45 protein-coding genes and 1 rRNA gene are annotated in these 26,077 nt (G+C 52.5%); 40 read left to right on the plus strand and 6 right to left on the minus strand.

Going from position 1 to position 26,077, the window contains the following annotated elements; all coding sequences use genetic code 11:
* The 33 genes from FJU30_RS25700 to FJU30_RS25860 form a co-directional block, all read left to right on the plus strand.
* Positions 1 to 300, plus strand: a 300-nt coding sequence (locus FJU30_RS25700) for an EF-Tu C-terminal domain-related protein (protein ID WP_449500876.1), incomplete at its 5' end; no start/stop codon positions are given.
* Positions 301 to 435: 135 nt separating this feature from the next.
* Entirely contained in the window at positions 436 to 630 is a 195-nt protein-coding gene (gene bfd / locus FJU30_RS25705) for a bacterioferritin-associated ferredoxin (RefSeq protein ID WP_150437801.1), read from the plus strand.
* A gap of 72 nt (positions 631 to 702) precedes the next feature.
* Positions 703 to 1,179 carry a bacterioferritin gene (bfr, locus tag FJU30_RS25710; RefSeq protein ID WP_150437802.1) on the plus strand — a complete coding sequence of 159 codons (477 nt, stop codon included), beginning with the start codon at positions 703 to 705 and terminating at the stop codon, positions 1,177 to 1,179.
* A gap of 299 nt (positions 1,180 to 1,478) precedes the next feature.
* Positions 1,479 to 1,790: a 30S ribosomal protein S10 gene (rpsJ, locus tag FJU30_RS25715; protein WP_001181005.1), complete on the plus strand. Its 312-nt coding sequence runs from the start codon at positions 1,479 to 1,481 to the stop codon at positions 1,788 to 1,790.
* Between the two features lie 32 nt (positions 1,791 to 1,822).
* Positions 1,823 to 2,452, plus strand: a complete 630-nt coding sequence (gene rplC, locus FJU30_RS25720) for a 50S ribosomal protein L3 (RefSeq protein WP_150437803.1) — start codon at positions 1,823 to 1,825, stop codon at positions 2,450 to 2,452.
* A gap of 10 nt (positions 2,453 to 2,462) precedes the next feature.
* On the plus strand, positions 2,463 to 3,068 hold the full coding sequence (gene rplD / locus FJU30_RS25725; protein ID WP_150437804.1) for a 50S ribosomal protein L4: 606 nt from the start codon (positions 2,463 to 2,465) through the stop codon (positions 3,066 to 3,068).
* A complete protein-coding gene (gene rplW, locus FJU30_RS25730; RefSeq protein ID WP_009111205.1) occupies positions 3,065 to 3,367 on the plus strand; it encodes a 50S ribosomal protein L23 in 303 nt (100 codons plus the stop codon). Before rplD ends, rplW begins: the two co-directional genes overlap by 4 nt.
* Before the next feature lie 19 nt (positions 3,368 to 3,386).
* A complete protein-coding gene (rplB, locus tag FJU30_RS25735; RefSeq protein ID WP_150437805.1) occupies positions 3,387 to 4,208 on the plus strand; it encodes a 50S ribosomal protein L2 in 822 nt (273 codons plus the stop codon).
* Positions 4,209 to 4,224: 16 nt separating this feature from the next.
* A complete protein-coding gene (gene rpsS, locus FJU30_RS25740; RefSeq protein ID WP_004929772.1) occupies positions 4,225 to 4,503 on the plus strand; it encodes a 30S ribosomal protein S19 in 279 nt (92 codons plus the stop codon).
* A 14-nt stretch (positions 4,504 to 4,517) separates the two neighbouring features.
* Positions 4,518 to 4,850, plus strand: coding sequence for a 50S ribosomal protein L22 (gene rplV / locus FJU30_RS25745; protein WP_009111207.1), 333 nt, complete (start codon positions 4,518 to 4,520; stop codon positions 4,848 to 4,850).
* Positions 4,851 to 4,867: 17 nt separating this feature from the next.
* Positions 4,868 to 5,569, plus strand: coding sequence for a 30S ribosomal protein S3 (gene rpsC / locus FJU30_RS25750; protein ID WP_150437806.1), 702 nt, complete (start codon positions 4,868 to 4,870; stop codon positions 5,567 to 5,569).
* A 12-nt stretch (positions 5,570 to 5,581) separates the two neighbouring features.
* A complete protein-coding gene (gene rplP / locus FJU30_RS25755; RefSeq protein ID WP_009111208.1) occupies positions 5,582 to 5,992 on the plus strand; it encodes a 50S ribosomal protein L16 in 411 nt (136 codons plus the stop codon).
* The gene (gene rpmC, locus FJU30_RS25760) at positions 5,992 to 6,183 is read left to right on the plus strand and encodes a 50S ribosomal protein L29 (protein ID WP_150437807.1); all 192 of its coding nucleotides are present in this window, start codon (positions 5,992 to 5,994) and stop codon (positions 6,181 to 6,183) included. The genes rplP and rpmC overlap by 1 nt, the downstream gene beginning before the upstream one ends.
* Positions 6,184 to 6,438, plus strand: coding sequence for a 30S ribosomal protein S17 (gene rpsQ / locus FJU30_RS25765; protein WP_150437808.1), 255 nt, complete (start codon positions 6,184 to 6,186; stop codon positions 6,436 to 6,438).
* Positions 6,439 to 6,605: 167 nt separating this feature from the next.
* Positions 6,606 to 6,977: a 50S ribosomal protein L14 gene (rplN, locus tag FJU30_RS25770; RefSeq protein WP_020322771.1), complete on the plus strand. Its 372-nt coding sequence runs from the start codon at positions 6,606 to 6,608 to the stop codon at positions 6,975 to 6,977.
* Positions 6,978 to 6,987: 10 nt separating this feature from the next.
* Entirely contained in the window at positions 6,988 to 7,302 is a 315-nt protein-coding gene (rplX, locus tag FJU30_RS25775; protein WP_150437809.1) for a 50S ribosomal protein L24, read from the plus strand.
* 14 nt (positions 7,303 to 7,316) lie between these two features.
* Positions 7,317 to 7,856 carry a 50S ribosomal protein L5 gene (gene rplE / locus FJU30_RS25780; RefSeq protein ID WP_150437810.1) on the plus strand — a complete coding sequence of 180 codons (540 nt, stop codon included), beginning with the start codon at positions 7,317 to 7,319 and terminating at the stop codon, positions 7,854 to 7,856.
* Between the two features lie 13 nt (positions 7,857 to 7,869).
* Positions 7,870 to 8,175 carry a 30S ribosomal protein S14 gene (gene rpsN, locus FJU30_RS25785; RefSeq protein WP_048637249.1) on the plus strand — a complete coding sequence of 102 codons (306 nt, stop codon included), beginning with the start codon at positions 7,870 to 7,872 and terminating at the stop codon, positions 8,173 to 8,175.
* Positions 8,176 to 8,208: 33 nt separating this feature from the next.
* Positions 8,209 to 8,601, plus strand: coding sequence for a 30S ribosomal protein S8 (rpsH, locus tag FJU30_RS25790; protein WP_150437811.1), 393 nt, complete (start codon positions 8,209 to 8,211; stop codon positions 8,599 to 8,601).
* 12 nt (positions 8,602 to 8,613) lie between these two features.
* On the plus strand, positions 8,614 to 9,147 hold the full coding sequence (rplF, locus tag FJU30_RS25795) for a 50S ribosomal protein L6 (RefSeq protein WP_150437812.1): 534 nt from the start codon (positions 8,614 to 8,616) through the stop codon (positions 9,145 to 9,147).
* A 9-nt stretch (positions 9,148 to 9,156) separates the two neighbouring features.
* A complete protein-coding gene (gene rplR / locus FJU30_RS25800) occupies positions 9,157 to 9,510 on the plus strand; it encodes a 50S ribosomal protein L18 (RefSeq protein WP_150437813.1) in 354 nt (117 codons plus the stop codon).
* Between the two features lie 14 nt (positions 9,511 to 9,524).
* A complete protein-coding gene (gene rpsE / locus FJU30_RS25805; protein WP_150437814.1) occupies positions 9,525 to 10,025 on the plus strand; it encodes a 30S ribosomal protein S5 in 501 nt (166 codons plus the stop codon).
* Positions 10,026 to 10,031: 6 nt separating this feature from the next.
* A complete protein-coding gene (gene rpmD, locus FJU30_RS25810) occupies positions 10,032 to 10,211 on the plus strand; it encodes a 50S ribosomal protein L30 (protein ID WP_002438695.1) in 180 nt (59 codons plus the stop codon).
* A gap of 3 nt (positions 10,212 to 10,214) precedes the next feature.
* Positions 10,215 to 10,649, plus strand: coding sequence for a 50S ribosomal protein L15 (gene rplO / locus FJU30_RS25815; RefSeq protein WP_150437815.1), 435 nt, complete (start codon positions 10,215 to 10,217; stop codon positions 10,647 to 10,649).
* A 7-nt stretch (positions 10,650 to 10,656) separates the two neighbouring features.
* Positions 10,657 to 11,988, plus strand: a complete 1,332-nt coding sequence (secY, locus tag FJU30_RS25820) for a preprotein translocase subunit SecY (protein WP_150437816.1) — start codon at positions 10,657 to 10,659, stop codon at positions 11,986 to 11,988.
* A gap of 34 nt (positions 11,989 to 12,022) precedes the next feature.
* Positions 12,023 to 12,139, plus strand: coding sequence for a 50S ribosomal protein L36 (rpmJ, locus tag FJU30_RS25825; RefSeq protein WP_150437817.1), 117 nt, complete (start codon positions 12,023 to 12,025; stop codon positions 12,137 to 12,139).
* Between the two features lie 146 nt (positions 12,140 to 12,285).
* Positions 12,286 to 12,642 (plus strand): 30S ribosomal protein S13, encoded by a 357-nt coding sequence (gene rpsM, locus FJU30_RS25830; RefSeq protein WP_150437818.1) that lies wholly within the window; start codon positions 12,286 to 12,288, stop codon positions 12,640 to 12,642.
* A gap of 16 nt (positions 12,643 to 12,658) precedes the next feature.
* Positions 12,659 to 13,048, plus strand: a complete 390-nt coding sequence (gene rpsK / locus FJU30_RS25835) for a 30S ribosomal protein S11 (protein ID WP_002438687.1) — start codon at positions 12,659 to 12,661, stop codon at positions 13,046 to 13,048.
* Between the two features lie 30 nt (positions 13,049 to 13,078).
* A complete protein-coding gene (gene rpsD, locus FJU30_RS25840) occupies positions 13,079 to 13,699 on the plus strand; it encodes a 30S ribosomal protein S4 (RefSeq protein ID WP_150437819.1) in 621 nt (206 codons plus the stop codon).
* Positions 13,700 to 13,724: 25 nt separating this feature from the next.
* Positions 13,725 to 14,714 carry a DNA-directed RNA polymerase subunit alpha gene (locus tag FJU30_RS25845; protein WP_150437820.1) on the plus strand — a complete coding sequence of 330 codons (990 nt, stop codon included), beginning with the start codon at positions 13,725 to 13,727 and terminating at the stop codon, positions 14,712 to 14,714.
* Positions 14,715 to 14,754: 40 nt separating this feature from the next.
* Positions 14,755 to 15,147, plus strand: a complete 393-nt coding sequence (rplQ, locus tag FJU30_RS25850) for a 50S ribosomal protein L17 (RefSeq protein ID WP_150437821.1) — start codon at positions 14,755 to 14,757, stop codon at positions 15,145 to 15,147.
* A gap of 91 nt (positions 15,148 to 15,238) precedes the next feature.
* Complete coding sequence (locus FJU30_RS25855; RefSeq protein ID WP_150437835.1) at positions 15,239 to 15,616, plus strand: DnaJ family domain-containing protein; 378 nt, start codon at positions 15,239 to 15,241, stop codon at positions 15,614 to 15,616.
* Positions 15,617 to 15,690: 74 nt separating this feature from the next.
* Positions 15,691 to 15,906, plus strand: a complete 216-nt coding sequence (locus FJU30_RS25860) for an alternative ribosome-rescue factor A (RefSeq protein WP_150437822.1) — start codon at positions 15,691 to 15,693, stop codon at positions 15,904 to 15,906.
* Positions 15,907 to 15,963: 57 nt separating this feature from the next.
* Here FJU30_RS25860 and mscL read toward each other — a convergent pair whose 3' ends face one another.
* The 5 genes from mscL to def form a co-directional block, all read right to left on the minus strand.
* Complete coding sequence (mscL, locus tag FJU30_RS25865; protein ID WP_150437823.1) at positions 15,964 to 16,377, minus strand: large-conductance mechanosensitive channel protein MscL; 414 nt, start codon at positions 16,375 to 16,377, stop codon at positions 15,964 to 15,966.
* A gap of 127 nt (positions 16,378 to 16,504) precedes the next feature.
* Positions 16,505 to 17,881, minus strand: a complete 1,377-nt coding sequence (gene trkA, locus FJU30_RS25870) for a Trk system potassium transporter TrkA (protein WP_150437824.1) — start codon at positions 17,879 to 17,881, stop codon at positions 16,505 to 16,507.
* A 35-nt stretch (positions 17,882 to 17,916) separates the two neighbouring features.
* The gene (rsmB, locus tag FJU30_RS25875; protein WP_150437825.1) at positions 17,917 to 19,221 is read right to left on the minus strand and encodes a 16S rRNA (cytosine(967)-C(5))-methyltransferase RsmB; all 1,305 of its coding nucleotides are present in this window, start codon (positions 19,219 to 19,221) and stop codon (positions 17,917 to 17,919) included.
* Between the two features lie 57 nt (positions 19,222 to 19,278).
* A complete protein-coding gene (fmt, locus tag FJU30_RS25880) occupies positions 19,279 to 20,226 on the minus strand; it encodes a methionyl-tRNA formyltransferase (protein WP_150437826.1) in 948 nt (315 codons plus the stop codon).
* Between the two features lie 26 nt (positions 20,227 to 20,252).
* A complete protein-coding gene (def, locus tag FJU30_RS25885; RefSeq protein ID WP_150437827.1) occupies positions 20,253 to 20,762 on the minus strand; it encodes a peptide deformylase in 510 nt (169 codons plus the stop codon).
* Positions 20,763 to 20,891: 129 nt separating this feature from the next.
* On the opposite strand from def, the gene dprA reads away from it, so the two are divergent.
* From dprA to FJU30_RS25915, 6 genes are read left to right on the plus strand one after another with little or no spacing between them, the layout of a single operon-like run.
* Positions 20,892 to 22,013 carry a DNA-protecting protein DprA gene (dprA, locus tag FJU30_RS25890; protein ID WP_150437828.1) on the plus strand — a complete coding sequence of 374 codons (1,122 nt, stop codon included), beginning with the start codon at positions 20,892 to 20,894 and terminating at the stop codon, positions 22,011 to 22,013.
* Positions 21,985 to 22,458: a DUF494 family protein gene (locus tag FJU30_RS25895; protein ID WP_150437829.1), complete on the plus strand. Its 474-nt coding sequence runs from the start codon at positions 21,985 to 21,987 to the stop codon at positions 22,456 to 22,458. The genes dprA and FJU30_RS25895 overlap by 29 nt, the downstream gene beginning before the upstream one ends.
* A 24-nt stretch (positions 22,459 to 22,482) precedes the next feature.
* Positions 22,483 to 23,043 carry a DNA topoisomerase family protein gene (locus FJU30_RS25900; RefSeq protein WP_150437830.1) on the plus strand — a complete coding sequence of 187 codons (561 nt, stop codon included), beginning with the start codon at positions 22,483 to 22,485 and terminating at the stop codon, positions 23,041 to 23,043.
* Positions 23,036 to 23,605, plus strand: coding sequence for an L-threonylcarbamoyladenylate synthase type 1 TsaC (gene tsaC / locus FJU30_RS25905; protein ID WP_150437831.1), 570 nt, complete (start codon positions 23,036 to 23,038; stop codon positions 23,603 to 23,605). The genes FJU30_RS25900 and tsaC overlap by 8 nt, the downstream gene beginning before the upstream one ends.
* A gap of 44 nt (positions 23,606 to 23,649) precedes the next feature.
* On the plus strand, positions 23,650 to 24,486 hold the full coding sequence (gene aroE / locus FJU30_RS25910; RefSeq protein ID WP_150437832.1) for a shikimate dehydrogenase: 837 nt from the start codon (positions 23,650 to 23,652) through the stop codon (positions 24,484 to 24,486).
* Positions 24,483 to 24,740 carry a DUF1488 family protein gene (locus FJU30_RS25915; protein ID WP_150437833.1) on the plus strand — a complete coding sequence of 86 codons (258 nt, stop codon included), beginning with the start codon at positions 24,483 to 24,485 and terminating at the stop codon, positions 24,738 to 24,740. Before aroE ends, FJU30_RS25915 begins: the two co-directional genes overlap by 4 nt.
* On the opposite strand, the gene FJU30_RS25920 is transcribed toward FJU30_RS25915, so the two are convergent.
* Positions 24,716 to 25,270 carry a gamma carbonic anhydrase family protein gene (locus FJU30_RS25920; protein WP_150437834.1) on the minus strand — a complete coding sequence of 185 codons (555 nt, stop codon included), beginning with the start codon at positions 25,268 to 25,270 and terminating at the stop codon, positions 24,716 to 24,718. The genes FJU30_RS25915 and FJU30_RS25920 overlap by 25 nt on opposite strands.
* A 478-nt stretch (positions 25,271 to 25,748) precedes the next feature.
* Here FJU30_RS25920 and FJU30_RS25925 point away from each other — a divergent pair.
* A 16S ribosomal RNA gene (locus tag FJU30_RS25925) occupies positions 25,749 to 26,077 on the plus strand; the annotation flags it as partial.

Here is a 26,077-nt window from a genome sequence, read left to right on the forward strand (position 1 = left end):
CCGGGTTCAATTAAACCGCACACGCAGTTTGAATCTGAAGTGTATATCCTGAGCAAAGATGAAGGCGGCCGTCATACTCCGTTCTTCAAAGGCTACCGTCCGCAGTTCTACTTCCGTACTACGGACGTAACCGGTACGATCGAACTGCCGGAAGGCGTGGAAATGGTGATGCCGGGCGACAACATCAAGATGGTCGTCAACCTGATTGCGCCGATCGCAATGGACGACGGTCTGCGTTTCGCCATCCGTGAAGGCGGCCGTACTGTAGGTGCTGGCGTTGTTGCTAAAGTTATCGCTTAATCACACGATAACTAAAGAGCTATAGAAAGGGCGCTTAGGCGCCCTTTTTTATGGGTCTTATCGCAAATGTGAATTGAAATGCCAACTATTCTTATTTACAATAAGGCGCAGTGATGAGAAAAGAGTCGTTTCCGAATGTATGTGTGCTTGTGTAATTCCATATCAGACAAAGTGATTCGTAAAGCGGTACACCAGTACCAGCCGCGGACAATGAAACAGCTGCGTCAGATTGTTCCTGTCGGTACTGAATGCGGCAAGTGCATCAAGCAGGCGCGGATCATTCTGGAGGAAGAACAGACAAAAATCGCGAATATAGATAAAGTGGCATAGAAATAGTGGTTATTTTTTGACACTCTGCTAACCGGTTCTACACTGTTAAGAACAGGAGCGGAGGGTTGATCTATGAAAGGCGATAAAAAAGTCATTACACACCTGAATAAATTACTGGGTAACGAGTTGGTCGCAATCAATCAGTATTTTCTGCATGCACGCATGTTCAAAAACTGGGGATTACAACGTCTTAACGAGCATGAGTATCATGAGTCGATTGACGAAATGAAGCATGCCGATCGCTATATTGAGCGCATTCTCTTTCTGGAAGGCATTCCCAATCTGCAGGATCTTGGCAAACTTAACATCGGCGAGGATGTTGAGGAAATGTTGCGTTCCGATTTAAATCTGGAACTGCAAGGCGCGCAGGACTTGCGCGACGGTATCGCCTATGCTGACTCCGTACGTGATTACGTCAGTCGCGATTTGCTGATTGAAATTCTGGCCGACGAGGAAGAGCATATCGACTGGCTTGAAACCGAGCTGGATTTGATCGGTCGTCTGGGGATTCAGAATTACCTGCAGACGCAATTAAAAGCCGCTTCCTGATTTGTTACTCCAGCCGGGAACGCATCCCCGGCTTACTCATCCCGCGCCGCCTTTTTCCACTATTTTCCTGCCGTTTTCCGTTAATGGGTTGCTTCCTGAGCAAATTTACGTATAATGCGCGGGCTTGCCAGATTATGGTAAGCCTGTTTCGGTCTAATACGATTCAGCCGGCTAATCATTTTTAGCCAGACAATACTCCCGATATGGGGGTTATGTGCCAACGATTACACTCCCCCATCAATCGAAATGGGTGTGAGGAGTAATCATTTACGTTTATAAATAATTGGAGCTCTGGTCTCATGCAGAACCAAAGAATCCGTATCCGCCTGAAAGCGTTTGATCATCGTCTGATCGATCAATCAACTGCGGAAATCGTCGAGACTGCCAAGCGCACTGGTGCGCAGGTACGTGGTCCGATCCCGCTGCCGACCCGCAAAGAGCGCTTTACCGTTCTGATCTCTCCGCACGTCAATAAAGATGCGCGCGATCAGTACGAGATTCGCACTCACAAGCGTCTGGTTGACATCGTTGAGCCAACCGAGAAAACCGTTGATGCTCTGATGCGTCTGGATCTGGCTGCCGGTGTAGACGTGCAGATCAGCCTGGGTTAATCAGGTCATTGAGCGATTGAGAGGTTGAAACAATGATTGGTTTAGTCGGTAAAAAAGTGGGTATGACCCGCATCTTCACTGAAGAAGGCGTTTCTATCCCTGTAACAGTTATCGAAATTGAAGAAAACCGCGTTACCCAGGTTAAAGACTTGGCCAACGACGGTTACCGTGCAGTTCAGGTTACCACCGGTGCTAAAAAAGCAAACCGCGTCACTAAGCCTGAAGCCGGTCACTTTGCTAAAGCTGGTGTCGAAGCCGGCCGTATCCTGCGCGAATTCCGTCTGTCTGAAGGCGAAGAGTTCACCGTAGGTCAGAGCATTAATGTCGAAATTTTCGCTGACGTTAAAAAAGTTGACGTTACCGGTACATCTAAAGGTAAAGGTTTTGCCGGCACGGTTAAGCGCTGGAACTTCCGTACTCAGGATGCTACCCACGGTAACTCCTTGTCTCACCGCGTTCCGGGTTCTATCGGTCAGAACCAGACTCCGGGCAAAGTGTTTAAAGGCAAGAAAATGGCAGGCCAACTGGGTAATGAACGCGTAACCGTTCAGAGCCTGGACGTAGTACGTGTTGACGCTGAGCGCAACCTGCTGCTGGTCAAGGGTGCTGTTCCGGGTGCAACCGGTAGCAACCTGATCGTTAAACCGGCTGTCAAGGCGTGAGGAGATAGGAATGGAATTGGTATTGAAAGACGCGCAAAGCGCGCTGACTGTTTCCGAAACTACCTTCGGTCGTGATTTCAACGAAGCGCTGGTACACCAGGTTGTTGTTGCCTATGCAGCAGGTGCCCGCCAGGGGACTCGTGCTCAGAAGACCCGTGCTGAAGTAACTGGTTCCGGTAAAAAACCGTGGCGTCAGAAAGGCACCGGCCGTGCGCGTTCTGGTTCTATCAAGAGCCCGATCTGGCGTTCTGGTGGCGTGACCTTCGCTGCGAAACCACAGGACCACAGTCAGAAAGTTAACAAAAAGATGTACCGCGGCGCGCTGAAAAGCATTCTGTCCGAACTGGTACGTCAGGACCGTCTGATCGTTGTCGAGAAGTTCTCTGTAGAAGCGCCGAAAACTAAGCTGCTGGCACAGAAACTGAAAGATCTGGCGCTGGAAGATGTGCTGATTGTCACCGGTGAACTGGATGAAAATCTGTTCCTGGCTGCGCGTAACCTGTACAAGGTCGACGTGCGCGACGCGGCTGGTATCGACCCGGTTAGCCTGATTGCCTTCGACAAAGTGGTTATGACTGCTGATGCTGTGAAGCAAGTTGAGGAGATGCTGGCATGATCCGTGAAGAACGTCTGCTGAAAGTACTGCGCGCGCCGCACGTTTCTGAAAAAGCGTCTACAGCGATGGAAAAGAACAACACCATCGTACTCAAAGTTGCTAAAGACGCGACTAAAGCAGAAATCAAAGCCGCCGTGCAGAAACTGTTTGAAGTCGAAGTTAATGATGTTCGCACCCTGGTTGTTAAAGGAAAAGTGAAACGTCATGGACAGCGTATCGGTCGTCGTAGCGACTGGAAAAAAGCTTACGTCACCCTGAAAGAAGGCCAGAATCTGGACTTCATCGGCGGCGCAGAGTAAGTCGGAGGAGTAAAGAACAATGGCAATTGTTAAATGTAAACCGACATCTCCGGGTCGTCGCCACGTTGTTAAAGTGGTTCACCCTGAGCTGCACAAGGGCAAACCTTATGCCCCTCTGCTTGAAAAAAGCAGCAAAACCGGTGGCCGTAACAACAATGGCCGTATCACTACCCGTCACATCGGTGGTGGTCACAAACAGCAGTACCGTATTGTTGACTTCAAACGCAACAAAGACGGTATCCCGGCTGTAGTAGAACGCCTGGAATATGATCCGAACCGTTCCGCGAACATCGCGCTGGTTCTGTACAAAGACGGCGAACGCCGTTATATCCTGGCGCCGAAAGGCCTGAAAGCGGGCGACCAGATTCAGTCTGGCGTTGATGCTGCTATCAAACCCGGTAACACCCTGCCGATGCGTAACATCCCGGTTGGTTCGACGGTTCACAACGTAGAAATGAAACCAGGCAAAGGCGGTCAGATTGCTCGCTCCGCCGGCGCTTACGTTCAGATCGTTGCCCGCGAAGGCTCTTACGTGACTCTGCGTCTGCGCTCTGGCGAAATGCGTAAAATCGAAGCCGATTGCCGCGCAACGCTGGGTGAAGTAGGCAACGCTGAGCATATGCTGCGCGTTCTGGGTAAAGCAGGTGCTGCACGCTGGCGTGGTATTCGTCCGACCGTTCGCGGTACGGCGATGAACCCGGTAGACCACCCGCACGGTGGTGGTGAAGGTCGTAACTTTGGTAAGCACCCGGTATCCCCGTGGGGCATTCAGACCAAAGGTAAAAAGACCCGCAGCAACAAGCGTACTGATAAGTTCATCGTACGTCGCCGTACTAAATAATTTTAGAGGATAAACCATGCCACGTTCTCTCAAGAAAGGTCCATTTATTGACCTGCACTTGCTGAAGAAGGTAGAGAAAGCGGTGGAAAGCGGTGACAAGAAGCCCCTGCGCACCTGGTCCCGTCGTTCAACGATCTTTCCAAACATGATCGGTTTGACCATCGCTGTCCATAATGGTCGTCAGCACGTTCCGGTGTTTGTTTCCGATGAAATGGTCGGTCACAAACTGGGTGAATTCGCGCCGACCCGTACTTATCGCGGCCATGCGGCCGATAAAAAGGCCAAAAAGCGCTAAGGTAGGAGGAAGAGATGGAAACTATTGCTCAACATCGCCACGCTCGTTCTTCTGCTCAAAAGGTTCGCCTGGTGGCTGACCTGATTCGCGGTAAGAAAGTGTCGCAAGCTCTGGAAGTTTTAACTTATACCAACAAGAAAGCTGCTGGTCTGGTTAAAAAAGTACTGGAGTCTGCCATTGCTAACGCAGAACACAACGATGGCGCTGATATTGATGATCTGAAAGTTGCGAAGATCTTCGTAGACGAAGGCCCAAGCATGAAGCGCATTATGCCGCGTGCAAAAGGTCGTGCGGATCGTATCCTGAAGCGTACCAGCCACATCACTGTGGTTGTGTCCGATCGCTGAGACTCTGGAGACTAGCAATGGGTCAGAAAGTACATCCTAATGGTATTCGACTGGGTATTGTCAAATCCTGGAACTCTACCTGGTATGCGAATACCAAAGAATTCGCTGACAACCTGGACAGCGACTTTAAAGTTCGTAAATACCTGACGAAAGAACTGGAAAAAGCTTCCGTTTCTCGTATCGTTATCGAACGTCCGGCTAAAAGCATCCGTGTGACTATTCACACTGCTCGCCCGGGCATCGTTATCGGTAAAAAAGGTGAAGATGTTGAAAAACTGCGTAAGGTCGTAGCGGATATCGCCGGCGTGCCTGCACAGATCAACATCGCCGAAGTCCGTAAGCCTGAACTGGACGCTAAACTGGTCGCTGACAGCATCACTTCACAGCTGGAACGTCGCGTTATGTTCCGTCGTGCTATGAAGCGTGCCGTACAGAACGCCATGCGTCTGGGCGCTAAAGGTATCAAAGTTGAAGTCAGCGGCCGCCTGGGCGGTGCTGAAATCGCTCGTACCGAATGGTACCGTGAAGGTCGCGTACCGCTGCACACGCTGCGTGCGGATATCGACTATAACACGTCCGAAGCGCACACCACTTACGGTGTAATCGGTGTGAAAGTGTGGATCTTCAAAGGTGAGATCCTGGGTGGTATGGCTGCCGTTGAACAACCGGAAAAACCGTCTGCTCAACCTAAAAAGCAGCAGCGTAAAGGCCGCAAGTAAGGAGAGTCGCTGATGTTACAACCAAAGCGTACAAAATTCCGTAAGATGCACAAAGGCCGCAACCGTGGTCTGGCTGCAGGTACGGATGTTAGCTTCGGCACTTTCGGTCTGAAAGCTGTTGGCCGTGGTCGCCTGACCGCTCGTCAAATCGAAGCTGCCCGTCGTGCTATGACCCGCGCCGTTAAGCGTCAGGGTAAGATCTGGATCCGTGTATTCCCGGACAAACCGATCACAGAAAAACCGCTTGAAGTTCGTATGGGTAAAGGTAAAGGTAACGTTGAGTATTGGGTTGCCTTGATTCAGCCAGGTAAAGTCCTGTACGAAATGGACGGTGTGCCGGAAGAGTTAGCCCGCGAGGCATTCCAACTGGCAGCAGCGAAACTGCCGATTAAAACCACCTTTGTAACTAAGACGGTGATGTAATGAAAGCAAAAGAGCTGCGTGAAAAGAGCGTTGAAGAGCTGAACACCGAGCTGCTTGAATTGCTGCGTGAGCAATTCAACCTGCGTATGCAGGCGGCAAGTGGCCAGCTGCAACAAACTCACCTGTTAAAGCAAGTGCGTCATAATGTTGCACGCGTTAAGACTTTACTGACAGAGAAGGCGGGTGCGTAAATGACCGATAAAATTCGTACTCTGCAGGGTCGTGTTGTTAGCGACAAAATGCAAAAATCCATTGTTGTCACTATCGAACGTTTCGTGAAACACCCGCTGTACGGTAAATTCATTAAGCGTACGACTAAGCTGCACGTACATGACGAAAACAACGAATGCGGTATCGGCGACGTGGTTGAAATCCGCGAATGCCGCCCGCTGTCCAAGACCAAATCCTGGACGTTGGTTCGCGTTGTAGAGAAAGCTGTTCTGTAATAGAGTAGCGTTCTCGAATACGATAAACGGCTCAAGTTTTTTGGGCCGTTTATTTTTTCTACCCATAGCGTGGAAGCAGTGTTATAATGCTGCGCCCTTAATTATGGGGCATTTTATTGACCTCTTATGGGTCCTAAAGTAGTAGTTGACATTAGCGGAGCACTAAAATGATCCAAGAACAGACTATGCTGAATGTGGCGGATAACTCCGGTGCACGTCGCGTAATGTGTATCAAGGTTCTGGGTGGCTCGCACCGTCGCTACGCAGGCGTCGGCGACATCATCAAGATCACCATCAAGGAAGCAATTCCTCGTGGTAAGGTGAAGAAAGGCGATGTGCTGAAGGCGGTAGTGGTGCGCACCAGGAAGGGTGTTCGTCGCCCGGACGGTTCTGTCATTCGCTTCGATGGTAATGCGTGCGTTATTTTAAATAATAACAGCGAACAGCCTATCGGTACGCGTATTTTTGGGCCGGTAACTCGTGAACTACGTAACGAAAAGTTCATGAAAATTATCTCTCTGGCACCAGAAGTACTCTAAGGAGCGAACCATGGCAGCGAAAATCCGTCGTGATGACGAAGTTATCGTGCTGACTGGCAAAGATAAAGGTAAGCGCGGTAAAGTTAAAAGTGTCCTGTCTTCCGGCAAAATCGTCGTTGAAGGGATTAACCTGGTTAAAAAACATCAGAAGCCGGTTCCGGCCCTGAATCAGCCGGGTGGCATCGTTGAAAAAGAAGCTGCGCTTCAGGTTTCCAACGTTGCGATCTTCAATGCGGCAACCGGTAAGGCTGACCGTGTAGGCTTTAGATTCGAAGACGGCAAAAAAGTCCGTTTCTTCAAGTCTAACAGTGAAACTATTAAGTAATTTGGAGTAGTACGATGGCGAAACTGCATGATTACTACAAAGACGAAGTAGTTAAAAAACTGGTTGAACAGTTTAGCTACAATTCTGTCATGCAAGTCCCTCGGGTCGAGAAGATCACCCTGAATATGGGTGTTGGTGAAGCGATCGCTGATAAGAAACTGCTGGATAACGCAGCAGCCGATCTGGCAGCAATCTCCGGTCAAAAACCGCTGATCACCAAAGCACGCAAATCTGTTGCAGGCTTCAAAATCCGTCAGGGCTATCCGATCGGCTGTAAAGTAACTCTGCGTGGCGAACGCATGTGGGAGTTCCTTGAGCGACTGATTTCTATTGCTGTACCGCGTATTCGTGACTTCCGTGGCCTGTCCGCCAAGTCATTCGATGGCCGTGGTAACTACAGCATGGGTGTGCGTGAGCAGATCATCTTCCCGGAAATCGACTATGACAAGGTCGATCGCGTTCGTGGTTTGGATATTACCATTACCACCACTGCGAAATCCGATGATGAAGGCCGTGCGCTGTTGGCCGCCTTTAACTTCCCATTCCGCAAGTAAGGTAGGGTTACTAATGGCTAAGCAATCCATGAAAGCACGCGAAGCTGTTCGCGTGAAACTGGCTGATAAATACCGCGCTAAACGCGAGGAATTGAAAGCTATTATCTCTGGTGTGAACTCTTCCGACGAAGAACGTTGGGATGCAGTTCTTAAGCTGCAGACTCTGCCGCGTGATTCCAGCCCGTCTCGTCAGCGTAACCGCTGCCGTCAAACTGGTCGTCCGCATGCTTTCCTGCGGAAGTTCGGGTTGAGCCGTATCAAGGTCCGTGAAGCCGCTATGCGCGGTGAAATTCCGGGTCTGAAAAAGGCTAGCTGGTAATTGTCACCAATTGAATCACGGGAGTAAAGACAGATGAGCATGCAAGATCCGATCGCGGATATGCTGACCCGTATCCGTAACGGTCAGGCCGCGAACAAAGTTGCGGTCACCATGCCTTCCTCCAGGCTAAAAGTGGCAATTGCCAACGTGCTGAAGGAAGAAGGCTACATTGAAGATTTCAAAATCGAAGGCGACACCAAGCCTGTTCTGGAACTGGTACTGAAGTACTTCCAGGGTAAAGCTGTAGTCGAAAGCATCCAGCGTGTAAGCCGCCCTGGTCTGCGCATCTATAAACGTAAAGATGAGCTGCCAAAAGTAATGGCTGGTTTAGGTATCGCGGTTGTTTCGACCTCTAAAGGTGTTATGACTGATCGTGCAGCTCGCCAGGCTGGTCTTGGTGGCGAGATTATCTGCTACGTGGCTTAATGGGAGGAAAGAATGTCTCGTGTTGCAAAAGCACCCGTCGTCATTCCTGCCGGCGTAGAGGTAAAACTCAACGGTCAGGAAATTTCGGTTAAGGGTAAAAACGGCGAGCTGAGTCGTAAAATCCACGACGCCGTTGAAGTTAAACAGGCTGATAATGCATTAACTTTCGCTCCGCGCGACGGTTTTGCAGACGGCTGGGCCCAGGCGGGCACCACTCGTGCGCTGTTGAACTCCATGGTTGTCGGTGTTACCGAAGGCTTCTCTAAGAAGCTGCAGCTGGTAGGCGTTGGTTATCGTGCCGCAATTAAAGGCAATGTCGTGAACTTATCTCTTGGGTTCTCACACCCGATTGATCACGAACTGCCGGCCGGCATTACTGCAGAATGTCCAAGTCAGACTGAAATCGTGCTGAAAGGCGCTGATAAGCAGGCTGTTGGCCAGGTTGCTGCGGAGATTCGCGACTACCGTCGTCCTGAGCCTTATAAAGGCAAGGGTGTCCGTTACGCCGACGAAGTCGTGCGTATCAAAGAGGCTAAGAAGAAGTAAGGTAACACTATGGATAAGAAAGCAGCTCGTATCCGTCGTGCGACCCGCGCACGCCGTAAGCTCCAGGAACTGGGTGCGACGCGTCTGGTGGTACATCGTACTCCTCGCCATATTTATGCGCAGGTCATCGCACCGAACGGTTCTGAAGTCCTGGTAGCCGCTTCTACTGTAGAAAAAGCTATCGCTGAGCAACTGAAGTACACCGGTAACAAAGACGCCGCCGCTGCTGTAGGTAAAACTATTGCAGAACGCGCGCTGGAAAAAGGTATCAAAGACGTATCTTTTGACCGTTCCGGGTTCCAATATCATGGTCGAGTCCAGGCACTGGCAGATGCTGCCCGTGAAGCTGGCCTTCAGTTCTAAGGTAGAGGTGTAAGATGGCTCACATCGAGAAACAAGCTGGCGAACTGCAGGAAAAGCTGATCGCGGTAAATCGCGTATCTAAAACTGTTAAAGGTGGTCGTATTTTCAGCTTCACCGCACTGACTGTAGTGGGTGACGGCAACGGCCGCGTAGGTTTTGGTTACGGTAAAGCTCGCGAAGTTCCGGCAGCGATCCAGAAAGCGATGGAAAAAGCCCGTCGCAATATGTTGAATGTCGCGCTGAACAACGGCACTCTGCAGCACCCGGTTAAAGGTGCGCATACGGGTTCCCGTGTGTTCATGCAGCCGGCTTCCGAAGGTACCGGTATTATCGCCGGTGGCGCAATGCGCGCCGTTCTGGAAGTCGCAGGGGTTCATAACGTACTGGCTAAGGCCTATGGTTCCACTAACCCGATTAACGTGGTTCGTGCAACGATTGACGGTCTGGCCAATATGAAATCCCCCGAAATGGTCGCTGCCAAGCGTGGTAAATCCGTTGAAGAAATTCTGGGGTAATTAACCATGGCAAAGACTATTAAAATTACTCAAACCCGTAGTGCTATCGGTCGTCTGCCGAAACATAAAGCAACGCTGCTTGGCCTGGGTCTGCGTCGTATCGGTCATACCGTTGAGCGTGAGGATACTCCCGCTGTGCGTGGTATGGTCAACGCGATTTCCTACATGGTTAAAGTGGAGGAGTAACAGATGCGTTTAAATACTCTGTCTCCGGCCGAAGGCGCTAAACAGGCGCCGAAGCGTTTGGGTCGCGGTATCGGTTCCGGTCTGGGTAAAACCGGCGGACGTGGCGTCAAGGGTCAGAACTCTCGTTCTGGCGGTGGCGTGCGTCGCGGTTTCGAAGGCGGCCAGATGCCGTTATATCGTCGTCTGCCGAAATTCGGCTTCACTTCCCGCAAAGCGATGATCACGGCAGAAGTTCGTCTGTCCGATCTGGCTAACGTGGAAGGCGATGTAGTCGACCTGAATACGCTGAAGGCCGCAAATATTATCGGTATCCAGATTGAATTCGCGAAAGTGATTCTGTCTGGCGAAGTCACTCGTCCGGTAACTATTCGTGGTCTGCGCGTAACCAAAGGCGCTCGTGCTGCTATTGAAGCTGCTGGCGGTAAAATTGAGGAATAAGTAGCAGATGGCAAAGCAACCAGGATTAGATTTTCAGAGTGCTAAAGGCGGAGCCGGCGAACTGAAGCGCAGACTATTGTTTGTTATCGGTGCGTTGATCGTTTTCCGTATTGGCTCTTTTATTCCTATCCCTGGTATTGATGCCACTGTGCTTGCCAAATTGCTTGAGCATCAGCGAGGCACCATCATTGAAATGTTTAACATGTTCTCTGGTGGTGCTCTCAGCCGTGCTTCTATCTTTGCCCTGGGTATTATGCCGTATATTTCGGCCTCTATTATTATCCAGCTGCTGACGGTGGTTCACCCAACGCTGGCGGAAATAAAGAAAGAAGGGGAGGCTGGCCGTCGCAAGATTAGTCAGTATACCCGTTACGGCACGTTGGTCCTGGGTATATTTCAGTCGATCGGTATTGCTACCGGTTTGCCGAATATGCCGGGAATGCAGGGTCTGGTTATTAACCCGGGCTTTGCATTTTACTTTACGGCTGTTGTCAGCCTGGTTACCGGGACAATGTTCCTGATGTGGCTGGGCGAGCAGATTACTGAACGGGGTATCGGCAACGGTATCTCTATCATAATCTTTGCTGGTATCGTTGCAGGACTGCCTCCCGCAATCGTACATACCATCGAGCAGGCCCGGCAAGGCGAATTGCACTTCCTCCTGTTGCTGTTGGTTGCAGTTTTGGTGTTTGCAGTAACCTTCTTCGTTGTTTTCATTGAGCGTGGTCAGCGTCGAATCGTCGTTAACTATGCCAAGCGTCAACAAGGTCGTCGTGTTTATGCAGCACAGAGTACGCACTTACCGCTGAAAGTGAATATGGCGGGGGTTATCCCGGCAATCTTCGCTTCCAGTATTATTCTGTTTCCGGCCACGATTGCATCCTGGTTCGGAGGCGGTACCGGTTGGAACTGGCTGACTACAATTTCGCTGTATTTGCAGCCTGGACAACCGCTTTATGTGTTACTCTATGCGTCTGCGATCATCTTCTTCTGTTTCTTCTACACGGCATTGGTTTTCAATCCGCGTGAAACGGCAGATAACCTGAAGAAGTCCGGTGCATTTGTACCAGGAATTCGTCCGGGAGAGCAAACGGCGAAGTATATCGATAAAGTAATGACGCGCCTGACGTTAGTCGGTGCGCTGTATATTACTTTCATCTGCCTAATCCCGGAGTTCATGCGTGATGCGATGAAAGTACCGTTCTATTTTGGCGGTACGTCATTATTGATCGTTGTCGTTGTCATCATGGACTTTATGGCTCAAGTGCAAACTCTGATGATGTCGAGTCAGTACGAGTCTGCATTGAAAAAAGCGAACCTGAAAGGCTACAACCGCTAATTAGGGTGAGTTTGAGAAGTTACGGAGAGTAAAAATGAAAGTTCGTGCTTCCGTCAAGAAATTATGTCGTAACTGCAAAGTAGTTAAGCGTAACGGTGTTGTTCGCATTATCTGCAGTGCCGAACCGAAGCATAAACAGCGTCAAGGCTGATTATCTCGCATATTTTTCTTGCAAAGTTGGGTTGAGCTGGCTAGATTAGCCAGCCAATCTTTTGTCTGTAGCTGCAATACTATTTGAGTATCCTGAAAACGGGCTTTTCAGAATGGTATTGCTGTATAAAATTGTAGGAGTGCATAGTGGCCCGTATAGCAGGCATTAACATTCCTGATCATAAACATACCGTTATCGCATTAACTTCGATCTATGGTATCGGCAAAACCCGCTCGCAGGCTATCTGCGCTGCGTCCGGTATTGCTGAAAATGTTAAGATCAGTGAGCTGTCTGAAGAGCAAATCGATAAGCTGCGTGACGAAGTCGCCAAGTTTGTTGTCGAAGGTGATCTGCGTCGTGAAGTTACCCTGAGCATCAAGCGTCTGATGGACCTTGGTACTTATCGTGGTTTGCGTCATCGTCGTGGTCTGCCGGTTCGCGGTCAGCGTACCAAGACTAACGCCCGTACCCGTAAGGGTCCGCGCAAACCGATCAAGAAATAATCGGGGTGATTGAATAATGGCAAAGGCACCTATTCGTGCACGTAAGCGTGTAAGAAAGCAAGTCTCTGACGGTGTGGCTCATGTCCATGCTTCTTTCAACAACACCATCGTTACTATTACCGATCGTCAGGGTAATGCGTTGGGTTGGGCAACAGCCGGTGGTTCCGGTTTCCGTGGTTCTCGTAAATCTACGCCTTTCGCCGCTCAGGTTGCAGCAGAACGCTGTGCAGAAGCAGTGAAAGAGTACGGTATCAAGAATCTGGAAGTTATGGTCAAGGGACCGGGTCCGGGCCGTGAGTCTACTATCCGCGCCCTGAACGCGGCTGGTTTTCGCATCACTAACATTACTGATGTGACTCCGATCCCTCATAACGGTTGTCGTCCGCCGAAAAAGCGTCGCGTATAACGCCGCTTTTAGGATTGCTGGAGAAAGAAAATGGCAAGATATTTGGGGCCTAAGCTCAAGCTGAGCCGTCGTGAAGGCACCGACCTGTTCCTTAAGTCTGGTGTTCGTGCGATCGATTCCAAGTGTAAGATTGAACAAGCTCCTGGTCAGCATGGTGCGCGTAAACCGCGTCTGTCTGACTATGGTGTACAGTTACGTGAAAAACAAAAAGTTCGCCGTATCTACGGTGTTCTGGAACGTCAGTTCCGTAACTACTATAAAGAAGCCGCTCGTCTGAAAGGCAACACGGGTGCAAACCTGCTGCAGTTGCTGGAAGGGCGTCTGGACAACGTTGTTTACCGTATGGGCTTCGGCGCCACGCGTGCAGAAGCGCGCCAGCTGGTTAGCCATAAAGCCGTTATGGTAAATGGTCGCGTTGTTAACATCGCTTCTTATCAGGTATCCCCGAATGACGTAGTCAGCATTCGTGAGAAAGCTAAAAAGCAGTCTCGCGTTAAAGCCGCTCTGGAGCTGGCTGAGCAGCGTGAAAAGCCTACATGGCTGGAAATTGATGCTGCCAAGATGGAAGGTGTGTTCAAGCGTAATCCTGAACGTACCGATCTGTCTTCGGACATTAATGAACACCTGATCGTCGAGCTTTACTCCAAGTAAGGCTTAGTACCAAAGAGAGGACACAATGCAGGGTTCTGTGACAGAGTTTCTAAAACCGCGCCTGGTTGATATCGAGCAAATTAGTTCGACGCACGCCAAGGTGACCCTTGAGCCGTTAGAGCGGGGCTTCGGCCATACTCTTGGCAACGCACTGCGCCGTATTCTGCTTTCATCCATGCCAGGTTGCGCGGTGACCGAGGTTGAGATTGATGGTGTACTGCATGAGTACAGCACCAAAGAAGGCGTACAGGAAGATATCCTGGAAATCCTGCTCAACCTGAAAGGGCTGGCGGTGAGAGTTCATGGCAAAGATGAAATTATTCTTACCCTGAATAAATCTGGCATTGGCCCTGTGACTGCAGCCGACATTACCCACGACGGTGATGTCGAAATCGTCAAGCCGCAGCATGTGATCTGCCATCTGACCGATGAAAACGCCGCTATTAGCATGCGTATCAAAGTGCAGCGTGGTCGTGGTTATGTGCCGGCTTCTGCCCGTATTCATACGGAAGAAGATGAGCGCCCGATTGGTCGTCTGCTGGTCGATGCCTGCTACAGCCCTGTAGAGCGTATTGCCTACAATGTTGAAGCAGCGCGTGTAGAACAGCGTACCGACCTGGACAAGCTGGTCATCGAGATGGAAACCAATGGCACGATCGATCCTGAAGAGGCGATCCGCCGTGCGGCCACCATTCTGGCTGAACAACTGGAAGCTTTCGTTGACTTACGTGATGTTCGTCAGCCGGAAGTTAAAGAAGAGAAACCAGAGTTCGATCCGATCCTGCTGCGCCCTGTTGACGATCTGGAATTGACTGTCCGCTCTGCTAACTGCCTTAAGGCAGAAGCTATCCACTACATCGGTGATCTGGTACAGCGTACCGAGGTTGAGTTACTTAAAACGCCTAACCTGGGTAAAAAATCTCTTACTGAGATCAAAGACGTGCTGGCTTCACGTGGTCTGTCTCTGGGCATGCGCCTGGAAAATTGGCCACCGGCAAGCATTGCTGATGAGTAACCGGATCACAGGTTAAGGTTTTACTGAGAAGGATAAGGTCATGCGCCATCGTAAGAGTGGTCGTCAACTGAACCGTAACAGCAGCCATCGTCAGGCTATGTTCCGTAACATGGCTGGTTCTTTGGTTCGTCATGAAATCATCAAGACGACCCTGCCAAAAGCGAAAGAGCTGCGTCGCGTTGTTGAACCGCTGATTACTCTTGCCAAGACCGACAGCGTTGCTAATCGTCGTCTGGCATTCGCCCGTACTCGTGATAACGAGATCGTGGCAAAACTGTTTAATGAACTGGGCCCGCGTTTCGCGAGCCGCGCCGGTGGTTACACTCGTATTCTGAAGTGTGGTTTCCGTGCAGGCGATAATGCGCCGATGGCATACATCGAGCTCGTTGATCGTGCAGAGTCTGTAACAGAAGAAGTAGCTACCGCAGAGTAATCTGCCTTAGCGTGAAAAAACCGGGGAAACCCGGTTTTTTTATGTCCGTAATAAATGTATGGTAAACATTTCCTCTCTGTCTGAGACGCATATGTGGCTGATTGATGAGTGGGCGGAACGCCATATTATTACCGCACAGCAAAACGGCGAACTAAATGAGTTGCCCGGAATGGGGCAGCCGCTGCAGCTGGATGATGACCGGGGCGTACCGGCTGAGCTGCGCGCCGCGTACCGCTTACTGAAAAATGCCGGCTGTTTGCCGCCGGAGCTGGAAAACCGCAAAGAAGCGCTGCAGTTGTCCGATCTGCTGGCGAATATTTCGCAACAGCATCCTGATTACCCGGAGATTGAGCGTCGGCTGCGCGTGCTGGAATTACGCCTGATACAGGCCGGAATGAGCACTGACTTTCTGCACGGCGAGTATTCAACGCGTCTTAATCAGCGTTTTAGTCAGCCGGACGAAGATTAATCGCCCATCTTTCCCCGCCCTATTTTCTGTCCTATAATACGCCGGCTGTTAAATATATTATTTCGAGGTTAACCATGGCAGGCTATCGTCATACTAAAGGCAAAATTTGCGACAATGCGCTGGAAGCGCTATTACATGACCCTCTTTTTCGCCAGCGGGTTGAAGTGAATCAGAAAGGTAAAGGAAGTTATCGGCGTAAAAATAAACATGCTAAAGGGCGTTACCAGGAGGCCAGTGATAAGAAAGAATACGGCTTTTTATCACTGGCCTTCTGCTTTTTAGCCGCTTAACCGGCGATATAAAAAAACCACCCTGCGGTGGTTTTTTTATATCGGATTCATTCCGAATCAGACTTTAGGTTGCTGCTGTTTGAGCAGATCGCGAATTTCCGTCAGCAGAGTTTCTTCTGCGCTGGGCTTCGGCGGCGCGGCAGGTTGTTCTTCTGTTTTACGGCGCATCTTATTCATCAGTTTGATGGCGATAAAAATAGCGAATGCCACGATGATGAAATCAAAAATATTTTGAATGAATACCCCATAGTTCATTACTACCGCAGGGATATCCCCCTGAGCTTCCCGGAGTATCAGGTGGAATTGTTTAAAATCAACGCCACCAATCAGCAAGCCGAGCGGAGGCATAATGATATCGGAAACCAGCGACGATACAATTTTACCGAAAGCGGCACCGATGATAACCCCGACGGCCAGATCCACGACGTTACCGCGCATGGCGAATTCGCGGAACTCTTTGATAAAGCTCATAGACAAACTCCTTAAGAAACAGAACAGTTAAATTCTAACAAATGATCCTGTAATTGCCAGGCAGGGCTTCATTTTCACTACCAAATTCTTTCTTTTGCGCTTTATCCGCGTATTTTCCGTTTGCCGCTTACAAAAAGAATGGGCTGGGCTGAAAGAGTCGTTCGACGTCGGGTACAAATTTCTTGTCGGTCAGGAACATGATGACGTGGTCACCCTGTTCAATATGCATATTGCCGTTTGCAATGATGACGTCATCGCCGCGCACGATAGCGCCGATGGTGGCGCCAGGCGGCAGTTTAATGTCTTCAATCATGCGGCCAACCACTTTAGATGTTCCCTCATCGCCATGCGCAATGGCTTCAATCGCTTCCGCCGCGCCCCTGCGCAGGGAAGAAACGCTGACGATATCGGCTTTACGTACGTGGCCCAGCAGCGCGGAGATAGTGGCCTGCTGCGGTGAAATAGCGACATCGATAACGCTGCCCTGCACCAGATCGACGTAAGCACGCCGCTGAATAAGCACCATCACTTTTTTGGCGCCCATACGTTTGGCCAGCATCGCCGACATGATGTTGGCTTCATCATCGTTGGTGATTGCGATGAAAACATCAATTTGCTCCACATGCTCTTCCGCTAGCAGTTCCTGATCGGAGGCGTCGCCGTGAAACACAATAGTGTCCTGCAGCAGTTCGGCCAGCTCCACGGCGCGCTGCTGATTACGTTCAATCAATTTAATGCTGTAATCTTTTTCCAGCCGCTGGGCGAGGCCGGCGCCGACGTTGCCGCCGCCGACGATCATAATGCGCTTGTAAGGTTTTTCGAGCCGCTGCAGTTCGCTCATCACCGCGCGAATGTGCTGCGAGGCGGCGACAAAGAATACTTCATCGCCGGCCTCGATCACGGTGGAGCCCTGCGGGCGAATCGGTCGATCCTGACGGAAAATCGCCGCTACCCGGGTATCAATGTGCGGGATGTGTTCTCGCATAGAGGAAAGCGCGTTGCCGACCAGCGGACCGCCGTAATAGGCTTTTACCGCGGCGATGCTGACTTTCCCGGCAGCGAAATTTACTACCTGCAGCGCGCCGGGATACTCAATCAGCTTGTAAATATTGTCGATGACCAACTGCTCTGGTGCGATTAGATGGTCGACGGGCACCGCCTCCGGCAGAAACAGCCGTTCGCTTTCGCGAATATAGTCATGAGCGCGGATACGGGCGATGCGATTCGGCGTTTTGAACAAAGAATAGGCGATCTGGCAGGCGATCATGTTCGTTTCGTCGGAACTGGTGACTGCGATCAGCATATCTGCATCTTCCGCTCCCGCATCCTGTAAAACTCGGGGATGCGAGGCATATCCTGTTACGGCGCGTAAGTCGAATTTATCCTGCAGCTGACGAAGCCGGTTCACATCGGTATCGACAACGGTTATATCGTTATTTTCACCCGCCAGGTTTTCTGCCAGCGTACCGCCAACCTGACCGGCGCCAAGAATAATAATCTTCATTGTTCTTTTCGCTCTTTGCCTGTGCTGACCCGAGGTCAGGCATTATTCTGGCTGGTTTTCACCAGTTTCGCATAAAAGAAGCCGTCACCGCCTTGCGGGTCGGGCAGTTTTTGCACGCCGGGCTGCTGCTGATCGCCGGTATCCATTAATTGCGCGTCGTCATGGCGGGACAGGAAATCGCGTATCTGTTCGCTGTTCTCCTCCGGCAGGATGGAACAGGTGGCGTAGACCAGCGTTCCGCCGGCCTTTAAGCGCGGCCAGACGGCCTCCAGAATCTCTTTCTGCAGCCGCGCCAGTTCAGCGATATCCTCATTACGGCGCAGCCATTTAATATCCGGGTGGCGGCGAATCACGCCGGTGGCTGAACAGGGCGCATCCAGTAAGATACGATCGAACTGCTGGTCGCCGCACCATTCTTCCGGTCGCCGTCCGTCACCTTGTTTGATCGTGGCGTGCAGACGCAAACGCTGTAAATTCTCTTTTACCCGCGCCAGACGTTGCTCATCAATATCGACGGCCAGCACCCGGGCTGCCGGCGCCTTTTCCAGTATATGGGTAGTTTTGCCGCCCGGCGCCGCGCACAGATCGAGAATATCTTCATTGTCTTGCGGGTTGAGCCAGTGTACGCAGCCCTGAGCAGAGACGTCCTGGACGGTGACCCACCCCTGAGAAAAACCGGGCAGCAGCGAGACGACGCAGGGTTCATTCAGGCGCAGCGCCTCTTCAATCTGCGAGTGCCGTTCGGCATTTTTGCCGGTGGCCTGCAGTAGAGCAAGCCAGGCGTCGGTCGTGTGACGCTGAAGGTTGACGCGCAACCACATTGGCGGACGCGCGTTGTTGGCCGCCACAATCTGTTCCCATTGTTCGGGCCAGGCGCGCTGGATGCGGTTGAGCAGCCAGTCCGGATGAAAATATCGGCTGCTGTGGTTAGCCGCGCGCTGCATGAGCTCGGGCTGCTGACGTTGAAACTGGCGCAGTACGCCGTTTACCAGACCTTTTAGCTGCGGGCGTTTTAGCACCACTGCGCCCTGTACGGTTTCGGACAGCGCGGCGTGGATCGGGATACGGGTATAGAGCAACTGATAGAGCCCTACCATAATCAAATAGTGCAGGGTTCTCTGTTTGCCGACCATGGGCCGCGCCATCAACTGCTGGATGCACCATTCCAGCTGAGGGAGGACGCGCAATATGCCAAAACACAGCTCCTGAAGTAATGCCCGATCTTTTTCTGATAAGCCTCGTTGCTGGTCGGGTAGTAGGGCGCTGAGGGATTGCCCGTTATCCAGGACCTGTCCGACGACTTTTGCGGCAATACTGCGAAGATTATATGTGTTTTTCATGGATGTCTGGTGAGTAAGGGAAGATGTGATACCGACCCGGGCCGGTATCATAAGAGTTTAGGCCAACAGCGCTCCCGGCATGAACCATTCGCGCCGCGAGTTTAGCAAGTCTTGCGCCTGCATCGTTTTTTTGCCGGCGGGCTGCAGTTCCAAAATATTCAGCACGCCTTTCGCCGCGGCAATATGGATGCCGTGTTTATCCGCCTGCAGGATAGTGCCGGGCTGCGCCTGGTGGTCGATATCCAACGCTTCGGCGCGCCAGACTTTAACCGACTGTTCCTCTACCACGAAATAGCTTACCGGCCACGGATTGAATGCCCGCACGCACAGGGCCAATTGACGGGCCGGAAGCCGCCAGTCGAGCCGGGCTTCTTCTTTACTCAGTTTGGCGGCATAGGTCGCCAGCGCTTCATCCTGCGCTTCGGCCTGCGCCTGACTGTTGGACAGTTGTTCCAGCGTAGTCAACAGGCCCTGCGGCCCCAATTGAGCCAGCTTTTCGTACAGGCTGGCGCTGGTGTCCTGCCGATCGATTGGACAGGCGATTTTATGCAGCATGGCCCCGGTATCCAGACCGGCATCCATCTGCATGATTGTCACACCGGTACTCTCATCGCCGGCCCACAGCGCGCGCTGAATCGGCGCCGCGCCGCGCCAGCGAGGCAGCAGGGAACCATGGACATTGACGCATCCGAGACGCGGCATCGCCAGCACCTCTGTGGGTAAAATCAGTCCGTAGGCGACCACGACCATGATATCGGCGTTTAACCCGGCAACCAGTTGCTGACTTTCCGCCGGACGCAAGGATTTCGGCTGAAAAACCTCGATACCCTGCTGCAGCGCCAGCATTTTTACCGGACTGGCGGTGAGTTTATTGCCCCGGCCAGCCGGCCGATCGGGCTGGGTGAATACGCCGACCACCTGGTGGCGCGAGGCTAACAGCGCCTCGAGATGACGGGCGGCGAAATCAGGGGTACCGGCGAAAATAATGCGTAAAGAATCGGACACGTGCTTTCCTGTCTGATGAAAAGTCATTAGGCGCGGGCATTCAGCCGGGCCAGCTTTTCCAGTTTCTGGCGGATACGCTGACGTTTCAGCGTGGAGAGATAGTCTATAAACAGCTTCCCGACCAGATGATCCATCTCATGCTGAATACAGATGGCCAGCAATCCGTCCGTTTCCAGCTCAAAAGGGTTGCCGTCGCGATCCAGCGCGCGCACCTTTACCCGTTCGGCGCGCGGTACCAGCGCCCGAGTTTCAGGGATTGACAGGCACCCTTCCTCTATACCTGTGTCGCCGCTCTTTTCCAGCAATTCCGGGTTGATCAGGACCAGCCGCTGATCGCGTTCTTCAGATACGTCGATCACAATAATCCGCTGGTGAATATCAACCTGCGTGGCGGCCAGGCCAATACCTTCTTCCTCGTACATGGTGTCGAACATATCGTCCACGATACGCTGAATCTCAGCATTGACTTCTTTAACTGGCTGCGCTTTGGTGCGGAGCCGCTCATCAGGGAAATGTAATACCTGCAAAACTGACATATATGTTTAGATCTGTATCCGAGTAATAAGAGAGTTTCATGCCCTATTCTAGACATTTCCCGCACTGATTGACAGCATCGACGCAGAATTGCGTATTAGGGGCGGGCGGCGGCTAAAAGGAGAAAGACGATGGAACCGGCGGAAATCTGGCTGCGTTTGATGTCGGTGCGTCATCTCCGACGCGAGCAGGCGGCGCAGGCGGCGAAAAAGTTGATTGAGTCGGGCGGTTGTCGGCGTGAGGCATTGTTTGCCTGCGGGTTGGATGATGAGAAAATCAGGCAGTTCTTTCATCAGGATAGCGGAGCGATTGTGGAGACGTTACGCTGGCTGGAGGCGCCGGATAACCACATGCTGACCTGGCATGATGCCGCCTGGCCCGCGCTGCTCGCCAATATCGCCGCTCCGCCTCTGGTACTGTTTGTCTGCGGCTCGGTCTCCGCGTTATCTCTTCCGCAGTTGGCGATTGTCGGCAGCCGAAATAACAGTTTGTATGGCGAACAGTGGGGCCGGTTCTTCGCCCAGGAGCTGGCGCTGAGTGAACTGGCGATTACCAGCGGCCTGGCGCTGGGTATTGACGCCGTCGCGCATCGGGCCGCGCTGCAGGCCGGCGGTAAGACGCTGGCCGTATTGGGCAACGGGCTGGCGACGGTTTATCCGCGTCGGCACCGGGCGCTGGCGGCACAGATTATTGCGCAGGGCGGCGCGATCGTTTCAGAGTTTCCGCTGGCAATGGCGCCCCTGCCGGCCAATTTTCCGCGCCGTAACCGTATTATCAGCGGGTTGAGTCTGGGCGTTCTGATTGTCGAAGCCTCGCTGCGCAGCGGGTCGCTGGTCACGGCGCGTTATGCGCTGGAGCAAAACAGGGAGGTTTTCGCCCTGCCCGGGCCATTGGGCAACGCCATGACGCAAGGCACACACTGGCTGATTCAGCAGGGCGCGTACCTCGTTACTCAGCCGAAAGATATCCTTGAACAGCTTGGAAACGGGCTGGAATGGTTGAAATCAGCGCCAGCGGACACTATTTACGCCTCAATAGATGAAGTTGAATTGCCATTTGCCGACGTGTTGGCTAACGTAGGAGATGAGGTTACACCTGTTGACGTTGTCGCTGAACGTGCCGGCCAGCCTGTGCCAGACGTAGTCCGCAAACTATTGGATCTGGAGTTAGCAGGGTGGATCGCAGCTGTACCCGGCGGCTATGTCCGATTAAGGAGGGCAGGCCATGTTCGACGTACTCATGTACTTGTTTGAAACTTATATCCACAATGAAACGGAAATGCGTGTAGACCAGGATACGTTAACCGATGACCTCACCCGCGTTGGATTTCACCGTAGTGATATCTATAGCGCGTTGAGCTGGCTGGAAAAGCTGGCGGATTTGCAGGAAGGGCACGATAAATCGTTCCCGCTGATTAGCGATCCGGAAGCGTTAAGGATATATACCCAGGAAGAGGAGCAGCGGTTGGATGTGGATTGCCGCGGCTTTCTGCTGTTTCTTGAGCAGATCGAGGTGCTGAACCCCGATACCAGAGAGATGGTTATCGATCGCGTAATGGCGCTGGATACGCCGGAGTTTGATCTTGACGATCTTAAATGGGTAATTCTGATGGTGCTGTTTAATGTGCCGGGTTGTGAAAATGCTTACCAGCAGATGGAAGAGTTGTTATTTGAAGGCAGTGAGGGATATTTGCATTAAATCCCGGTCGGGGGGGGAACAGTGATGTCGAAAGTCTCTACGCCTCCCGCCGGTACAGGCGAGCTTTGCCCGGAATGCGGCGCCCCATTGGTGATTCGCTCCGGGCCGCATGGGCCTTTCATGGGCTGCTCGCGTTATCCGGCATGTCAATTTATCCGCTCGTTAAAGCTCCAGGCCGACGGGCATGTGGTAAAAGTGCTGGAGGGACAGCTGTGCCCGCAGTGTCAGTCAACGCTGGTGTTGCGTCAGGGGCGCTATGGCATGTTTATTGGCTGCAGAAATTACCCGGTCTGTACGCACACTGAGGTGATCGATCGTCCCGACGACACTCAGATCAACTGCCCCCAATGCCAGACGGGGCGGCTGTTACAGCGCAAATCACGCTATGGAAAAGTCTTTTATTCCTGTGAACGTTACCCGGATTGCCAGTTTACGTTAAATCATAAACCGGTCGCCGGAGAGTGCCCGCATTGTCATTATCCCCTGTTGTTCGAGAAGAAAACGGCGCGCGGCATCAGACGTTTTTGCGCCAGTAAATCATGTGGAAAGCCGGTAACGGCGGAAGAAATTGATACAAATGAGTGATCCTTCAGAGTTCCAGCTGCTGTCTTTACGCCAGGTTTTGCAGAATGATGGCGTGATCGCTTATCCAACCGAGGCGGTATTCGGTTTAGGCTGCGATCCTGATAGTCACGGCGCGGTGAGTAAATTGCTGGCGCTGAAACAGCGCCCGTGGCAGAAAGGACTAATCCTCATCGCCGCCGATTATCAACAGTTGGCGCCCTATGTGGATGATAGCGCATTGACGGATACGCAGCGTGCGGCGGTTTTTTCCCGCTGGCCGGGGCCCGTTACCTGGGTGCTGCCCGCCAGGCCCGCCACGCCGCGCTGGCTCACCGGCCAGTTCAGTTCCCTGGCGGTACGGGTTAGCGACCATCCGCTGGTTCAGCGGCTTTGCCTGTTTTATGGCAAGCCGCTGGTGTCGACCAGCGCCAACCTGACCGGCCAGCCGCCCTGCCGTTGCGCCGAAGACGTGCGGCGGCAATTCGGCGCATCGTTTCCGGTGCTTGACGGCGCTGTCGGCGGGCGGCTCAATCCTTCTGAAATACGCGACGCGCTGACGGGCGAATTATTCCGCCAGGGCTAGCGCCGTCAGGTACGTTCAATACAGAGAAAATAAAGGCTGAACAGATGACCGTTGATGAGCAACCGTGCGCTTTCGCTGTTTTTGGCAATCCTGTCGCGCACAGTAAGTCCCCCCGTATTCACGCACTGTTTGCCGAGCAGACGGCGATCGAACATCGCTATGGCCGCGTGCTGGCGCCGGAGGATCAGTTTGAGCACTGTCTGTCAGCGTTTTTCGGCGCGGGCGGCAAGGGGGTAAATGTTACCCTGCCGTTTAAAGAGCGGGCATGGGCGGCGGCGGATGAACTAACGGAGCGGGCCAGGCTGGCCGGCGCGGTGAATACGCTGAAAAAACTCGCCGATGGACGCCTGCAGGGAGAAAACACCGATGGTATTGGCCTGCTCAGCGATCTACAACGCCTGGATTTGATCGGGCGTGGCGATCGGATCCTGTTGATCGGCGCCGGCGGCGCGGCGCGTGGCGTAATCCAGCCCCTGGCGTCATTTGGCTGTTCGATCGCTATCGTCAACCGGACCTTTTCCCGCGCCGTAAATCTGGCTGAAATATTCCGGCACTGCGGCGCAATCCAGGCTTTGCCGCACTCCGCATTGAGCGGGCGGCATTTCGATCTGGTTATTAATGCGACCTCTTCCGGCATCCACGGCGCGGTGCCTGACCTGCCCGCCGGGTTAATCGACGATAAGGTGCGCTGCTATGACATGTTTTATCAGGCCGGGCTGACGCCTTTTCTCGCCTGGTGTCAGCAGCAGGGCGCGCAACATTATGCCGATGGGTTGGGCATGCTGGTGGGGCAGGCGGCCCACTCTTTTATGCTTTGGCACGGCGTCATGCCGGAGATCGCGCCGGTGATCGCCCAGATGAAACAGGATCTGACTGCGTGAATCAGGCCATTCAGTTTCCCGATCGCGAATACTGGGATGAACAAATCCGCGCGGTGTGTTTCCCGGCTTTAGTCAACGGATTCCAGATTAACTGCCGCATCAGCGCCGACGTTCTGGCGCGGCGATACGGCGGCGACAGCGTGCAACAGTGGCTGTCCCTGTTTCGTGAGCATCGCTGGGATTTGGAAGACGAATATGAGCGTATGGCGCAAAAGCAGCAGTATGACGATCAGGGCTGGCTTTCGTTGTCCTGAGCCAGGTAGTCATCTTTCCAGCGTACATAATTATTTGAGGAATAGCGCAGTCCCTCTATTTCGTCGGGGGTCAACGGGCGTATCTGTTTCGCCGGGCTGCCGAGATACAGGTAGCCGCTTGCCAGCCGTTTCCCTGGAGGGACCAGGCTGCCGGCGCCGATCATGACATCGTCTTCTATATGAGCGCCGTCGAGGATAATCGATCCCATCCCCACTAAAACGCGGTTGCCGATCGTGCAGCCATGCAGCATAGCCTTGTGGCCAATGGTTACTTCGTCGCCGATGATTAGCGGATAACCATCGGGGTTGCGCGCCGATTTATGGGTAACGTGCAGCACGCTGCCGTCCTGAACGTTAGTGCGTGAGCCGATCCTGACGCAGTGTACGTCGCCGCGAATAACGGCCAGTGGCCAGATACTGACGTCATCGCCGAGTTCGACATCGCCAATGACGACGCTGGAACTATCGATCATGACTCGTTTGTTCAACACGGGCATTAACCCTTTATAACTACGTAATGGAGCAGACATGATCCGGAACCTCGATACCTGTATTGATTGACGGCGACTGATGGGGCTAAATCCGCAATGTGCAGCTGAAAATAGCGCCGATCGCATAAGATCTCAACGAAAGGGTGGAAAAATGGGCGAACGGCAAAAAAGATCCAAAAAAGGGTTGTGTAAACGAACGGGATCCCTATAATGCGCCTCCATCGACACGGCGCCACGGGTTAACGCTCAGGGCGACGAAGAGAAAAAGAGAAAACTTTCTGCAGGTCAGGGGTTGACTCGAAATGAGGAAAGCGTAATATACGCCACCTCGCGACAGACGCTAAGGCGCGGTCGCACTGCTCTTTAACAATTAATCAGACAATCTGTGTGGGCACTCACAGGACCGTATCGTAAAAGATACAAGAAAGTCCTGAAGAGTGACTGACAGTTAATTCATTACGAACTAACAGTACAATTCTTTGGGCAGCTATTAACTTAGCAAAATCAAACAAATCTTAAATTGAAGAGTTTGATCATGGCTCAGATTGAACGCTGGCGGCAGGCCTAACACATGCAAGTCGAACGGCAGCGGGGGAAAGCTTGCTTTCCTGCCGGCGAGTGGCGGACGGGTGAGTAATGTCTGGGGATCTGCCTGATGGGGGGGGATAACTACTGGAAACGGTAGCTAATACCGCATAACGTCGCAAGACCAAAGTGGGGGACCTTCGGGCCTCACGCCATCGGATGAACCCAGATGGGATTAGCCAGCAGGTGAGGTAACGGCTCACCTGGGCGACGATCCCTAGCTGGTCTGAGAGGATGACCAGCCACACTGGGACTGAGACA

The sequence above is a fragment of the Affinibrenneria salicis genome, from assembly GCF_008710095.1.